Origin of the sequence: Photobacterium sp. GB-36 (assembly GCF_003026135.1) — a bacterium.
Lineage (GTDB): Bacteria > Pseudomonadota > Gammaproteobacteria > Enterobacterales > Vibrionaceae > Photobacterium.
Genome location: NZ_PYNY01000001.1, coordinates 1 through 14,921, shown reverse-complemented (window position 1 = coordinate 14,921; position 14,921 = coordinate 1). Strand labels below are relative to the sequence as shown.

Annotated in this window: 13 protein-coding genes; 7 read left to right on the top strand and 6 right to left on the bottom strand. The window is 39.8% G+C overall.

Annotated features, from left to right (window positions below):
• The first annotated feature begins 148 nt into the window (after window positions 1-148).
• Window positions 149-661, top strand: a complete 513-nt coding sequence (gene def / locus C9J46_RS00070) for a peptide deformylase (protein ID WP_005367524.1) — start codon at window positions 149-151, stop codon at window positions 659-661.
• Between the two features lie 60 nt (window positions 662-721).
• Here the strand turns inward: def and C9J46_RS00065 are convergent, their stop codons facing one another.
• The 5 genes from C9J46_RS00065 to C9J46_RS00045 form a co-directional block, all read right to left on the bottom strand.
• Window positions 722-1,690, bottom strand: a complete 969-nt coding sequence (locus C9J46_RS00065) for an LD-carboxypeptidase (protein WP_107290335.1) — start codon at window positions 1,688-1,690, stop codon at window positions 722-724.
• 119 nt (window positions 1,691-1,809) lie between these two features.
• Window positions 1,810-2,925 carry an anhydro-N-acetylmuramic acid kinase gene (locus tag C9J46_RS00060; RefSeq protein WP_107205906.1) on the bottom strand — a complete coding sequence of 372 codons (1,116 nt, stop codon included), beginning with the start codon at window positions 2,923-2,925 and terminating at the stop codon, window positions 1,810-1,812.
• A 218-nt stretch (window positions 2,926-3,143) separates the two neighbouring features.
• On the bottom strand, window positions 3,144-4,904 hold the full coding sequence (locus C9J46_RS00055; protein ID WP_107290334.1) for an ABC transporter ATP-binding protein/permease: 1,761 nt from the start codon (window positions 4,902-4,904) through the stop codon (window positions 3,144-3,146).
• A 166-nt stretch (window positions 4,905-5,070) separates the two neighbouring features.
• Window positions 5,071-5,358, bottom strand: a complete 288-nt coding sequence (locus tag C9J46_RS00050) for a hypothetical protein (protein WP_107205910.1) — start codon at window positions 5,356-5,358, stop codon at window positions 5,071-5,073.
• Window positions 5,359-5,545: 187 nt separating this feature from the next.
• Window positions 5,546-6,457, bottom strand: a complete 912-nt coding sequence (locus C9J46_RS00045; RefSeq protein WP_107290333.1) for a LysR family transcriptional regulator — start codon at window positions 6,455-6,457, stop codon at window positions 5,546-5,548.
• A gap of 265 nt (window positions 6,458-6,722) precedes the next feature.
• Here C9J46_RS00045 and C9J46_RS00040 point away from each other — a divergent pair, with 265 nt between their 5' ends.
• The 3 genes from C9J46_RS00040 (at window position 6,723) to C9J46_RS00030 (ending at window position 9,797) form a co-directional block, all read left to right on the top strand.
• Window positions 6,723-7,916, top strand: a complete 1,194-nt coding sequence (locus C9J46_RS00040; RefSeq protein WP_107205912.1) for a glycine C-acetyltransferase — start codon at window positions 6,723-6,725, stop codon at window positions 7,914-7,916.
• A gap of 135 nt (window positions 7,917-8,051) precedes the next feature.
• Window positions 8,052-9,083, top strand: a complete 1,032-nt coding sequence (gene tdh, locus C9J46_RS00035) for an L-threonine 3-dehydrogenase (protein ID WP_107290332.1) — start codon at window positions 8,052-8,054, stop codon at window positions 9,081-9,083.
• Between the two features lie 240 nt (window positions 9,084-9,323).
• Window positions 9,324-9,797 (top strand): VF530 family DNA-binding protein, encoded by a 474-nt coding sequence (locus C9J46_RS00030; protein WP_005367537.1) that lies wholly within the window; start codon window positions 9,324-9,326, stop codon window positions 9,795-9,797.
• Between the two features lie 125 nt (window positions 9,798-9,922).
• Here the strand turns inward: C9J46_RS00030 and C9J46_RS00025 are convergent, their stop codons facing one another.
• Window positions 9,923-11,275 carry a phosphatidylserine decarboxylase family protein gene (locus C9J46_RS00025; RefSeq protein ID WP_107245290.1) on the bottom strand — a complete coding sequence of 451 codons (1,353 nt, stop codon included), beginning with the start codon at window positions 11,273-11,275 and terminating at the stop codon, window positions 9,923-9,925.
• 332 nt (window positions 11,276-11,607) lie between these two features.
• Here C9J46_RS00025 and C9J46_RS00020 point away from each other — a divergent pair, with 332 nt between their 5' ends.
• The 3 genes from C9J46_RS00020 (at window position 11,608) to C9J46_RS00010 (ending at window position 14,699) form a co-directional block, all read left to right on the top strand.
• The gene (locus tag C9J46_RS00020) at window positions 11,608-13,203 is read left to right on the top strand and encodes an ABC-F family ATPase (RefSeq protein ID WP_105060337.1); all 1,596 of its coding nucleotides are present in this window, start codon (window positions 11,608-11,610) and stop codon (window positions 13,201-13,203) included.
• A gap of 126 nt (window positions 13,204-13,329) precedes the next feature.
• Window positions 13,330-13,782, top strand: coding sequence for a YaiI/YqxD family protein (locus tag C9J46_RS00015; protein ID WP_107286950.1), 453 nt, complete (start codon window positions 13,330-13,332; stop codon window positions 13,780-13,782).
• Window positions 13,783-14,240: 458 nt separating this feature from the next.
• Window positions 14,241-14,699, top strand: coding sequence for an isoprenylcysteine carboxylmethyltransferase family protein (locus C9J46_RS00010; protein WP_233217597.1), 459 nt, complete (start codon window positions 14,241-14,243; stop codon window positions 14,697-14,699).
• Window positions 14,700-14,921: the final 222 nt, after the last annotated feature.

Sequence of the window (14,921 nt, the reverse complement as noted above, 5' to 3'; positions counted from 1 at the left end):
TGAAAAAAACGATTGTTTTTTACACGCTATTTTCTGTAATTTATTAGTCATAAAGTATCGATATGAATTATCACTTTGAGAGTTAGCGCCTATCTGATAAGTTACGACCCAGCAAGGTATTTAACACCATTAAGTAAGTAGAGAGAAAATGGCAGTTTTAGAAATTTTAACCGAACCAAATCCAAAGCTACGCGTTCAAGCAGAAGATGTTGTAGACGTGAAAGCTGAGCACATTCAAACGCTGATTGATGACATGCTTCATACCATGTACGAAACGGGTAATGGTATCGGTTTAGCGGCACCTCAAGTTGGCCGTAAAGAATCTATCATTGTTATCGACTTATCTGAAGAGCGCAACGAGCCACAGGTATTCGTAAACCCTAAGATTGTTCGTGGTGAAAATCCTGTTGTTGGTCAAGAAGGTTGTCTATCTGTTCCTGATTACTACGCAGATGTAGAGCGTTTTGAAAAAATCGAATTAACAGCGCTTGATCGTGATGGTAATGATATTCACCTTGAGCGTGATGATTTCCTTGCTATCGCATTACAGCATGAAATTGATCACCTAAAAGGTATTCTATTCATTGATTATCTATCACCTCTTAAGCGCCAAATGGCAATGAAGAAAGTGAAGAAATTCTTGAAGGCACAAGCGAAGTAATTCACTCTCGCTTAGAAAAAACGGTGAAAGGTTGATAGCCTCTCACCGTTTTTTTATGTCTTAATTTTGCGTCAAATTACAGTAATCAGATGGCATACCATGCTCGTTTAATTCGTGACGCTGTAACGAAACTTGACGACCAAAAATAACCGGTTGGTTATATTTACCGTGACCGATAAAAGGGAAGTAATACACGGGTTTGCCAAGTTGTTTAGCAAATTGTTCAAGCACATGTTTATACATTAGACGGTCTTGATCGTTAGGATCCATGTTGTAGTACTGACCAAACACAATCGCATTAACGTCAAAGTCTTTTAAGAACAGTAATTGCTGAAGATAGCGATCAAGCTGGCGGTAAGTAACGCCAATATCTTCCAGCAGTAGGACTTTATTTGAAAAATCAGGTTGGTAATGTGTGCCAAAGGTGGCTGAAACTAATGTGTGATTACCACCGATAAGCTGACCCGATACAGATGCGCTCTTAGCTAAATCATTGAGAGGCAATACGTTGTTGTAGCTCACCCCGTCATTTATTAAGGTTTTTAAATCAGGAATAGGTTGCTCATTACCGCCGTTGGTCGCTTGATTGGTTGAGGCGTTCACAGCATGGACTGATTGCCAGCCTAATTCGTTATTAATAAAACTATGGATAGCTGTAACATCGCTAAAACCAACAATCATTTTTGGTTTTATTTCCTGCAACTGTATCTTGTAAGCGTGCAAAAATGGCAAGAGGTTTAACGCGCCACCACCACCACGGAAGAACCATAGGACATCAATCGTAGGATCCAGTAAAGCGGCAATAAGGTTATTTGCTCGTTCTTGATCTGTATTCACATAACCGATGTCGGAAATCACTTGGTTTAAATATTTGGTGGTAACCATGTAACCATGGGCAATAAAAGTATCAACCACGTTATTGACGCTTTGTTCATCATATTGAGTTGAACATGAAATTAGGGCGATTTGGTTCAAATCTTTTGCGCAAATATGATCGGAATCTAACGCATTATTGTTCATTGTATTCATATTAGATCTGTCTTCAATTTAGCGTGTGCCATGTTAAAAACCACTGAAAAGCGTGGTTTTTAAAGATGGCAATGAGTATAACAGATTGTTTCTTCGTTATTTTAGGTCAGCGTCAGAAATCACGGCGCAGGGTAAATTGCACCTAATGTGGTTAATCGTGATGCGCCAGTTACTTCGGGTAAATTACCTGATAATCCATGTAGCGTGCGATAGCCAAGCCATGCAAATGCCATTGCTTCCATGTTATCGCTATCGACACCACGCTCATTGGTGGTCGTCACTGTCCAATCAATTAGCAGTTCTGTTAAACGACGCATTATTAATGGGTTATGGGCTCCGCCACCACACACTAATAACTCATTAGGCATGTTATCGGGCGTATCTTGCGCTGTTTTTCTTACATCGTTGGCAATGGTTACTGCAGTGTATTCCGCTAAGGTTGCCTGTACATCTTCAGGCTTAATGGTTAAACCTGATAAATGTTGCTCTAACCAAGGCAAGTTAAACAATTCTCGTCCAGTACTTTTCGGTGCAGATAGTGATAGGTAAGGTTCGCTGAGTAGGTTAGCTAATAGCTTTGAGTTAACCTTTCCTGATAATGCCCACTGTGCATTTTTATCATAGCTTTGTTGAAGGTGTAGGTTGATCCATGCATCCATTAACATGTTGCCAACACCAGTATCAAAACCTATTACGGGTTTATTCGGTGTCAGAACGGTTATATTGGAAATACCGCCAATGTTTAAAATGACACGATTAATGTTTTTATCGCTAAATAGTTGCTGGTGGAATGCAGGCACTAATGGCGCACCTTGACCGCCAAATGCCATGTCTTTACGGCGAAAATCAGCAACGGTAGTAATCCCTGTGTTAGCAGCGATGATATTGGCGTCACCTAATTGCATGGTAAAAGGATAGGGTGAATCGGGAGCATGGAAAACGGTTTGACCGTGACTGGCAACGGCTTTGATACTCTCTGCTGAGGTAGCTGTTTTCTCAAGTAATCCATTTACTGCATCTGCAAATAAATGGCCTAAACGGTGATCAAGCTCGCCAATGGCTAGGAGATTGGTTGACTGTCCAATACAAACGTCGAGTAATGCTTGCTTTAAATCACTCGGCATTGGGTGGTCATAATTGCCTAATAGGGTGATTTTAGTGTTATCTATTTCAACCAACACAGCATCAACACCGTCCATGCTAGTGCCAGACATTAGGCCAATATACTTTTCCATCGCAAATTCCATACATATTACAAGGCTGTAGCCATACTTTAGAGCTTACTGTTTCATAATTAAATAGATTTTAACGAAGTGCTTTGCATATATTTTAAAAGTGAAACCAAAATATAGGCGAATAGCCCAAAAGGTTTTGAAATTGATCTAAGAAACAGCCGACGGAGTGTCGGCTATTGAAGTGATATTACGAGTGAATAAGTAATATCGAGATAGTCTTATTTTAAATGCTTGAACTGAAGATGGACTAAGCGCTGGTAGAGTTCGCAGCTTTTAAGTAATGATTCATGATCGCCTTCATCAATAAGTTCGCCACCCTCTAATACAGCGATTTTATCTGCGTGCTGTATCGTTGATAGTCGGTGAGCAATGATTAATGTAGTACGATCTTTCATTAGTTCTTCAAGTGCTTGCTGTACATGGTGTTCGCTCTCACTGTCTAGCGCACTGGTTGCTTCATCAAGTAGAAGAATTTTAGGGTTTTTAAGGATAGCCCGTGCAATCGCAATTCTTTGTTTTTGACCACCAGATAAACGCACGCCTCGCTCGCCTAAGAAGCTATGATAACCATTAGGTAGTTTTTCAATAAACGCATGGGCATGGGCTTTTTTTGCCGCTTCAATCACTTCTTCATCTGTTGCATCTGGGTTGCCGTAACGAATGTTATGGAATACATCATTACTAAATAATGCAGGTTGCTGAGGAACGAGTGCCATGTGTTGACGAAGTTCATTTGGAGCAAATTGACGAATATCTTTATTACCAATTAAAACTTGACCTTGTTGTGGATCGTAAAAGCGTTGAAGTAATTCAAAAAGCGTTGTTTTACCGGCACCTGAAGGCCCTACAAGAGCTAACACTTTACCCTGTTCAGCAACTAAGTTTAATTGATTGATAGCAGGATGATTTAAGCGAGAAGGATAGTGAAAGCTCACATTGTTAAAACGAATGTCTGATGGCTGAGAACAGTCAATTGATTCGTGATCATGTGGCGTACAAATATCACTTTTTACTTGCAGGATTTCTATGAGTCTTTCCGTCGCGCCAGCTGCTCTTTGTAACTCACCAAGCACTTCTGAGATATTTGCCATTGATGATGCAGCCATGATGGCATAAAAAACGAAAGCCCCTAAATCACCAGCTGACATTTCACCCTTTATTACATCACTGCCACCAACATATAGCATGCCTGCAATTGCGCTAAAAACGATGGCAATGACACCGGCTATTAAAATAGCGCGTTGTTTTACTCGTTGTCGCCCCACCTCATAGGCTTTTTCTACTTCCTCCGCAAAAGCTTGCTTTTCATATTGCTCAGCACTAAAACTTTGTACTGTTTTAATATGCTCAATGGCTTCTCCTGCATAGCTACCAATATCAGCCATCGTATCTTGGCTTTTTCTTGATAATGCGCGTACACGTCGTCCGAAAAATAAAATAGGTATCAATATAAAAGGAACAGAAGCAAGAACGATAAATGTCAGTTTAAAGTTGGTCGCAAACAACATGATTATGGCGCCGAAACATAATAATGCACTGCGCATGGCCATTGAAAATGAGGAGCCAATTATATTTTGCAATAAAGTGGTATCAGTCGTTAGTCGTGACATAATGTCGCCACTACTGTTAGTTTCAAAGTAACTAGGGTGTAGTGAGATAACATGGTTAAATACGGCAAGACGGATATCAGCACTCACTCTCTCACCAACGGAAGAGACGAGATAAAAACGAAAATATGTGCCAACTGAGATACAGATAGTCACGCCAATAATAAATTGAATGGCATGGCTAAGGTCGGTCAGTGATTGTTGGGCAAACCCCTGATCAATCAAAATACGAACCCCGTAACCAATTGAGAGTGTTAGACTGGCTGTGGTGAGAAGAGAAGCTAAAGCAGCAATTACACGCCACTTATACGGTGTAATGTAGGTCTTAAGCTTTAAAAGGATACTGAGCCTTTTGTTGTTATTCTTACTCATAGTGTTGGAAAGACCCCTTGCTACAAATCACTTAATACGTACTTTTCTAATTGAAAGATCGTAATCACTTCATATCAGTCATTGAATCATGCTTTACATCTAACAAAAAAGCCACTGGGTTAGTGGCTTTTTAGAATTCTTTAGAAAAGGAAATAGGATTTTATCTTTAATGTAATCTAGTCGTATTGCCTTTTAAACTTTGTACGCCTTGATCCGAAACGACTGATTGCATCTTATTGGCAAAATTCATTAGTTCAAGGCTAACTGGAGAGCGTGCAATCAGCTCTTCTTGATCATTAGTGATTTCAATCGCATGGCCTGTGGTGCCATCTTCATATGTACCAGATACAAAATGAATCGAAGTATTAATCAAAATTGAGTGTCCATACTCTTTTTCAACTAAATTCATCCAGTACATCAACTCATCGTGGTTTTCGATAATTTTAGCATTCATATGCTCTATCCTTGATGTATTAGTGCATTTTCTAACGTCTAATTGTATAAAAATGCTTTTATTTATAATTACTTAGTGATGATAGAGTATCAACCATCACGAAAAAATAATCGATGAATTGTTATTAAAATAATTACTCTAACGCCAAAAAGGAGAGATTGAGCAAATTACTCAACTTCAATTTTCATTAAAGAGTCAAATGAGCCGTAAAATAGTCAATGACTGCACGAATTCTTGCTGGCATAAACTTACTTTGCGCGTATTGCAGTGCAATATCACCGTGATAATTGCCTCGAATAGTCCAATCTGGTAACACTTGGATCACCTTACCAGCAACAAGATCGTGTTTAATCACAAAGTCAGGAAATATCCCAATACCCAAATCATCTATTACGCCTTTCAATCGCATTTGAGAGTGATTGACGGTATATCGACCAGAAACAGCAACGGTTATTTGTTCTCCGTTCTTATCAAAATCCCATATGTGATCGATGTTATTTTCACCAAGGTATAAACAATCGTGATGTTTCAAATCGCGCGGATGTATTGGCATCCCACGCTGGGCAATATAGTTAGGGCTGGCACACAACGTCAGATTCACTTTGCCAATTTTCTTTAGTACTAAGCCTTCAGAGGGTCTTTCTGTTAAACGAAATACCACATCAATACCTTCAGCGATAATATCAATATCACCATCACAGGCTTTTAGTTTTAAATTTACTTCCGGATATTGTGTTAAGAAAGGTTTAACTAAAGGTTGAAGAAGAATATTCATAAAGGCTTTTGGTGCTGCAATTGTGACAGTCCCAGAGGGCACAGTATGCTCAGAGCTTGATATTTCAATTGCTTGTTTAGCCGCATCAATCATCTGAGTACATTGTTTATAAATACGATTACCCGACTCACTGATCATCAATTTGCGTGTTGTACGTTCTAACAGCTTTACCGATAAGGCTTTTTCTAACCGTGCGATTTGTTTACTGAGTGCGGATGGCGTAACACCTAATTTGCGTGAAGCGGCAGTATAACTGCCTTCATCTACAATAACGATGAAGGTGGCTAAATCTGGCATTAGTGCGATGAGCTTATGTGTATCCATTTATTTGTGCCTACAGTTCATTAATCATTTTCCATCGCAGGGGATAATAGTTGTTTTTAGCATGATTTAGAATGGCAATATTAGCTTGTAGTTATCTGTATTGGATTAATTGTGATTTAGGAATACAAATAGCTTAAAACAAGGTCTAGCTACGATTTTTATTCAGATATAGTTGCTATGATAGTTGTTTATATCATGTGACGAGAATGTTGTGAGCTAATTTTCGCTAACCAACATTAACCATAATAATACTGTGAGGGACATCATGACTTCTGCATTCTATACCCAAATCCAAAAACAAATTGAAGATGTAAAAAGTGAAGGGTTATACAAATCTGAGCGTGTGATCACATCACCGCAAAAAGCAGCGGTATATATCCAATCGGGTCAAGAAGTCTTAAATTTCTGTGCCAACAATTACCTTGGTTTAGCCAACCACCCTGAGTTGATCAAAGCGGCTAAAGAGGGGATGGATGAGCACGGTTTTGGTATGGCGTCTGTACGTTTTATTTGTGGTACGCAAGATGCGCACAAAGAGTTAGAGCGTAAGCTGTCTGATTTCCTTGGTATGGAAGATACGATTCTTTATACCTCATGCTTTGATGCAAATACGGGTTTATTTGAAACGATTTTAGGTGCAGAAGATGCGATTATTTCTGATGCATTAAATCACGCGTCAATCATTGACGGTGTACGTTTATGTAAAGCGATGCGTTTCCGTTATGCCAACAATGATATGGCAGAATTAGAGCAACAATTAATTGCAGCAAAAGAAGCAGGTGCGCGTAATACATTAATCGTAACTGATGGCGTGTTCTCAATGGACGGTGTTGTAGCGAACCTACCTGCGATTTGTGATTTAGCGGATAAATACGGCGCACTAGTGATGGTTGATGACTCTCACGCAGTTGGCTTTATGGGTGAAAATGGTCGTGGTACGCATGAATACCATAACGTTATGGATCGTATCGACATTATTACCGGCACATTAGGTAAAGCGATGGGTGGTGCATCAGGCGGTTATACCGCAGGTAAGAAAGAAGTGATTGACTGGTTACGTCAACGTTCACGTCCATACCTGTTCTCTAACTCAGTAGCACCTGCAATTGTTTCTGCTTCAAATCGCGTTATTGATTTATTAGCGGAAAGCGGCGAACTTCGCGATCGTTTATGGGAAAACTCGGCGCATTTCCGTACTCGCATGACAGAAGCTGGCTTTACGATGGCAGGGGCTGATCACGCGATCATTCCTATCATGTTAGGTGATGCAAAAATTGCGGCAGAGTTTGCCGAGCGCGCCCTAGAAAAAGGCATTTACGTGGTTGGTTTCTCATTCCCTGTTGTACCAAAAGGCAAAGCACGTATTCGTACGCAAATGTCAGCAGCACACACACCAGAACAACTGGATAAAGCGATTGATGCCTTTATCGAAGTGGGTAAAGAGATGGGCATTATCTAATTTAAGCTTTACGTTATTCAATGTGACGAAAACATATTGCTACTACTGCATGGTAAGGCAAAGGTTCAATAACATGCAGTGGTAGATGGACGCTGAAAAGCATGTTGTATCCTAAAGAAATAAGCGATTAATATAATGAAAATCAAAGCTCTTTCTAAATTAAAGCCTGAAGAAGGCATCTGGATGACTGAAGTAGATAAGCCTGAGGTCGGTCATAACGATCTGCTTATCCGCATCAAGAAAACAGCAATTTGTGGTACTGACGTTCATATCTACAACTGGGATGAGTGGTCACAAAAAACGATCCCTGTACCTATGGTTGTTGGTCATGAGTATGTCGGTGAAGTGGTTGGGATGGGGCAGGAAGTGCGTGGCTTTGCTCTTGGCGATCGCGTTTCGGGTGAAGGCCATATCACGTGTGGTCACTGCCGAAACTGTCGTGGTGGCCGTACTCACTTATGCCGTAACACCATTGGTGTGGGTGTAAACCGTGAAGGGGCATTTGCGGAATACTTAGTGATCCCGGCATTTAACGCATTCAAAATTCCTGATGATATTTCAGATGATGTTGCATCTATTTTCGACCCGTTTGGTAATGCTGTTCACACCGCACTGTCGTTCGACTTAGTGGGTGAAGATGTGCTGATCACAGGTGCAGGCCCAATTGGTATTATGGCTGCGGCTGTAGCAAAACATGTGGGTGCGCGTTATGTTGTGATCACGGATGTGAACGAATACCGTTTAGATCTTGCTCGTAAAATGGGCGTGACCCGTGCGGTTAACGTAGCTAAAGAAAGCCTGATGGATGTGATGGCAGAGCTTGGCATGAAAGAAGGCTTTGACGTGGGCATGGAAATGTCGGGTAACCCTGCGGCATTTAACAGCATGCTATCAAGCATGAACCACGGCGGTAAAATTGCCCTGCTAGGTATTCCACCATCAGACATGGCAATCGATTGGAACCAAGTGATCTTCAAAGGTTTGATCATCAAAGGTATCTATGGCCGTGAAATGTTTGAAACATGGTACAAGATGGCAACCTTAATCCAATCAGGTTTAGATCTATCACCAATCATTACTCACCATTACAAGATTGATGATTTCCAACAGGGCTTTGATGTTATGCGCTCTGGTCAGTCTGGTAAGGTTATTCTTGATTGGGAATAACATTTAACGTTATTTTTTAATCGGCATAATAAAAACGGCACTGTCAACGATATCTCATTAATAGGTTGAATTGACGGTGCTATTCAAATCGAACACCACAGACATATTTTGACTGCCACTATTCGTCATACTTTCCTTCGCTTTTAAAATTTCATTCCATTACAAATTAAATTGTTTATAACTTCTTGCTCGTAGCCTTTATACTACAAAGATATCTGTAAATATCCGTTAGGAAAGGTAATGCAAGAACAACAGCAACCTGCTCAACCAGCAAAAAAAGAAAAAGAATTAACGCTAGAGCAGCGACTTTTACAAAATAATCCGCTTCATGGCTTGAGCCTTGAAAAAATGCTAACCGAACTCGTCGATCACTACGGTTGGGAAATTTTAGACACGGCAATGCGTTTTAACTGTTTCAATACTAAACCGTCTATTGCGAGTAGTGTGAAATACTTGAAGAAAACAGAGTGGGCGAGAGAGAAACTAGAAGCTTTCTACCTATCACGTTTTAAGCGTATGCCACGTGCAACAGCCGCTGAATTAGAAATTCCACCACGTATGCGTACCTTTGCTGATGGCATTGTACCAAAAGAGCCAATGGAACTAACCGTTGAATCAATTCTAGCATCGCAAGCAAAAGCGGCTTCAGCTTACAAAGAACGTGCTTCTCGCGGTCGCAGTAATAGCCGTGGCGGTGGTCGTAACCGTCGATAATTTTGTTTAGTAAGTATTAGTTACGAGTAAGCTGATATTTAAGCAATAAAAAAACGCCTTATTACAAAGTGACATAGTAATAAGGCGTTGTTGTATTTAGTGATCAGCTAATTTAAATCTTGGTATTATTTATCGGATAATACGGTTGCAATACGTGAACAAACAGGAATATTGGTTGCATCTAAACCTGGTGTTGTATTGTGGAAGTCAAACGCTAACTTCACATCCGGTCCAAAGACAAGACAATGTGTAGAACCACCAAAGTGGAACATACCTAATTCATCGCCTTTATTTAAGTGTTGACCTTCTTTTACGGTAATTTCACAAGACGACACTTCTGCCATACCTACTGCAATAAAGCACATTAAACCAATCTTTGGATTGTCTGATTCAATAAAGATCACTGCGCGAGTTGCAACTGCGGTTAAGAAAGGCTGAGAGTTATTCGGCGCGCTGTCATCAGCCCCTTCTGGATTATCAAAACCTTGGTATTTATTACCTAAGTAATATGAACCGTTAACAATGAAGGCTTTTTTCACTGTTCCTGAAACAGGGCTATTCCAACGGTGATAACTTAATGCACTTAAGAATGCTTGATAAATTGTACCGCCCACGAATTGTTTCGCGAGTGGATCAAAATCCATCATATTCTGTAGTGAATAAGGCTGACCTTTTAGCCAGAATTCTGCACTTTCAGCCACGTTTTCTGCCACTTGTAACGGTGCTGATTCACATGCATTAGCAATAATGTCATCACCTTCAGCAATTGGACGAACACCTTTTACGAACTCACGAGTGAAAAAGTCATCCCATGATTTAAAGCCATAATACTTATCATCAGGATCACATTGGAAAAAGTGCTCAAACGGTAATGCTTTAAGTGCTGGATCAGAAGTGGCTTGGCAAGCGACTCCAACCATTTCACGTTTAGCTGTTGGATTTAACCAACCTAACACCTTCGGTGTACGATTAAGATCATCGTTTACTAATACGTAGCGGGAGTCAGAGCTTGAAAGGAAAGAAGACCAGTAAGTTAATATTTTCTTAATTTGCTGATTCACTAATGCATTTGAGAAGAATGTGTAGCCAGCAGGAGTTGCCATCGGCCAATCTAATAACGCATTAATAGGAAAACCAATTAAACCACAAGGATTGAGTTCGCCGGTTTTAGGGTCGGTATATTCAGTACATTCAGGCGCTTGCGTCATAATCGCGTTTAATAGCACAATAAATTCATCAAAACTCATGACTTCTGGTGTACCTAGCGGCGTTAATTCTTTTTGATTACCCGCATAGCTAAACATACGTTCAGCGAGTTCTTTTAGGCTTTCATCATTATCAACCAAATCTTTAAATTCTTGGATAGGTTGAACAAGCTCTGCTGGATGTTGCTCAGTGTGTGTTTTTAAGTGTTGGATCCAAGCATTAACATGTGCTTTGCTTTTTGGTAGCCAGTTACCGAAAGAATGGATATTCATAATAACTCCCTATTTATTAACCTAATGTTTGAAAATTACTATACGCTTTGAATAAACATAATCATCACACAAAAACATAACTTCATATTTCATTATTCTTTTTTCAAATCTTATTAACTCAATGTAAATACATACTTAATTAAAATAAGGTAAGTATGAAATAAGAAAAAAAGGGCAGTTATCAGCAATATTACTAGTTACAATTTTGTTGTTAATTTAAAGGTGATGTAAGTCACTAAATCTGTTATACTCGGCGCCAATTTAGAGAAAAGTCGCTTGTAGTAGGCGGCTTTTTTAATGCTTGATATATTCATAAATTTTGGAACAGTACATTGATTTCAACAGCTAATATCACAATGCAGTTTGGCGATAAGCCATTGTTTGAAAACATCTCAGTAAAATTTGGTGGCGGCAACCGTTACGGCCTAATCGGCGCGAATGGTTGTGGTAAATCGACATTCATGAAAATCTTGGGTGGCGAGCTAGAGCAGTCTGCAGGTACTGTTTCACTTGATCCTAATGAGCGTATGGCTAAATTAGGTCAGGATCAATTTGCATTCGAAAACTACAGCGTAGTAGACACTGTGATCATGGGTCACAAAGAGCTATGGACAATTAAAGAAGAGCGCGATCGCATCTATTCAATGGCTGAAATGTCAGAAGAAGACGGCATGCGTGTTGCGGATCTAGAAGTAGAATTTGCAGAAATGGACGGCTACTCAGCAGAAGCGCGTGCAGGTGAATTACTACTTGGTCTTGGTATTCCAGAAGATCAGCACTTCGGCCTAATGAGTGCCGTTGCTCCGGGTCTTAAAGTTCGTGTGCTTCTTGCACAGGTACTGTTTGCTAACCCAGACATCATGCTACTTGACGAACCAACGAACAACTTGGACATTCACACCATTGCATGGCTTGAGCAGATCCTACTAGCGCGTAACTGCACTATGATCATCATCTCGCACGACCGTCACTTCTTAAACAGCGTATGTACACACATGGCTGACTTAGATTACGGTGAGCTTCGTCTATTCCCTGGTAACTACGACGAATACATGATGGCTGCAGAGCAAGCTCGTGAGCAGTTACATGCAGATAATGCGAAGAAGAAAGCACAAATGGCTGAACTACAAACGTTCGTAAGTCGCTTCTCTGCTAACGCATCTAAAGCGAAACAAGCAACGTCTCGTCAAAAGCAATTGGATAAAATCCAATTAACAGAAGTAAAAGCTTCTAGCCGTCAAACACCATTCATTCGTTTCGATCAGGAAAAAGAACTGTTCCGTAACGCATTAGAAGTAGAAGGTTTGAAACAAGGTTACGGCGAAAACATCCTAATCAACGGTGTTAACTTACTGGTAGAAGTCGGTGAGCGCATCGCGATTATCGGTGAGAACGGTATCGGTAAATCAACATTCCTAAACACGCTAGCGGGCCAAATGGAGCCAATGGCGGGTATGGTTAAGTGGTCTGAAAACAATAATATTGGTTTCTACGCACAGGATCACAGTGCTGATTTCGCAGAAGATATTACATTGCTTGAGTGGATGAGCCAGTGGAAAAAGCCAGGTGATGACGAGCAAACTGTTCGTGGTATCCTAGGCCGTATGCTGTTCTCACAAAACGACATCAAGAAATCAGTTAAAGTGATTTCGGGTGGTGAGCAAGGTCGTATGTTGTTTGGTAAGTTAATCATGCAACGTCCTAACATCCTACTAATGGATGAACCAACAAACCACATGGACATGGAATCTATTGAAGCACTTAACCTTGCGTTAGAGAACTTCAAAGGTACATTAATGTTCGTATCTCACGATCGCCAGTTTGTAACATCCGTTGCAACACGTATTCTTGAGATCACTAAAGACGGCGTAGAAGACTTCCACGGTACTTACGATGAGTACATCGCGAAGAAAGGTCTTGTTGGTTAAGTTTTTACTTAATAAAACAGGCTAAGCCAAAAAGTTAATTGAAAGCCGCCTTTAGATAGGGCGGCTTTTTTACAAATAAAGCTTACGTGTTTTATGGCACGTAGAGAAAGAATGAAAGGATTATCTATGAAAATTTGGGTAGATGCTGATGCATGTCCAAACGTCGTAAAAGAGATTCTATTTCGCGCTGCTGATCGCGCAAAAGTGAACGTAACGCTGGTGGCTAACCAATACATTCGCACGCCACCTTCACCGTTTTTACGTTCGATTCAAGTGGAACAAGGCTTTGATGTTGCTGATAATTATATTGTACAACAAGCCGAAGCAGGGGATTTGGTGATTACCGCTGATATCCCATTAGCTGATGAACTGATCACTAAAGGCGCACATGCATTAAACCCTCGCGGTGAGATGTATACTAAAGACACCATTAAGCAGCGCTTACAAATGCGTGACTTTATGGAAACCATGCGCAGTAGTGGGGTACAAACAGGTGGCCCAGCACCACTTAGCCAAGCGGATCGCCAAAACTTCGCTAACAAACTGGATGCGTTTTTAGCCAAGAATCACAAGCCATAATAATTGCTTAATATGGAGATGAACACCGTTTGTCTCCATCTTTCTTATCTCTATTTCCTTTCTTTTAGTACCTCCGTTATTCCTATTTCAATTTAGGCGAAATGCTTTTGTTTGCTGGTAATGAATTGCCTGTATATTTATCCAGTTATAATGGAAAGCGTAAATTTTGCAGATTAAGTCTCGTTTTTAATCAGAAAATTTTCTTAATTATCTCAGTAGGTGTTTTTAACCTATTGATATTAAATAGCCAGTTTTGCTGTTTGTGTTTTTAATCCGACGGACAAAATACCATTCTTACTTTTACCAAAGGAAATATATCGATTGAATGTGATTTTTTGCGATTAACACTATGAAACGTAGTGCTTTTATATAGTAAAATGTGGGTTATTTACAGTATTAATAAAGCGTAAAAGTAAGAATGCTTATTAATATACTGTTATGCTTACAAGGAAAATACAGTGAAACTTGAACAAAAAATTCCTCCTCTATTACTTACATTTTTATTTGCTGGCTTTATGAAGCTCATAAGCTTTATTACACCAAGCTTTAATTTAAACTTCCCATTTGCACTAGAACTATGCTTCTTATTTATTGTATTAGGTATTAGCTTTGCCCTCGCAGGTGTTTATTCGTTTAAAAAACACAAAACAACTGTTAACCCTGTAAGCACCGATAATGTATCAACCCTAGTTAATACTGGTATTTTTGGTTACACTCGAAATCCAATGTATGTCGGTATGTTTACTACTTTATTAGGGTACGCATTACTTTTGTCTAACCCTATAAACTTATTAATACTAATTATGTTTATTCTTTACATGAATAAATACCAAATAACACCAGAAGAAACCTTTTTAACATCTATTTTTGGTAATGAGTATGTTGCTTATAAAAATAACGTCAAACGATGGCTGTAATTGTAAGCATAACAAGCGCTTCAACGGGAAATTTACAGCTTGGCTCCCGTCGCTACGCTCCGTAATTATAGCCAAGCCATAAATTCCCGTTAAGCGGGCGTTATAAATACGGGTAAGTTATTCATAATAAGGACATTCAATGAATCAGATTAATATCCAACACTTTAAACATCCTTATGCCGAATTTGTGCTTGGTTCATATGACGGTAAGCTTTGTCTTTG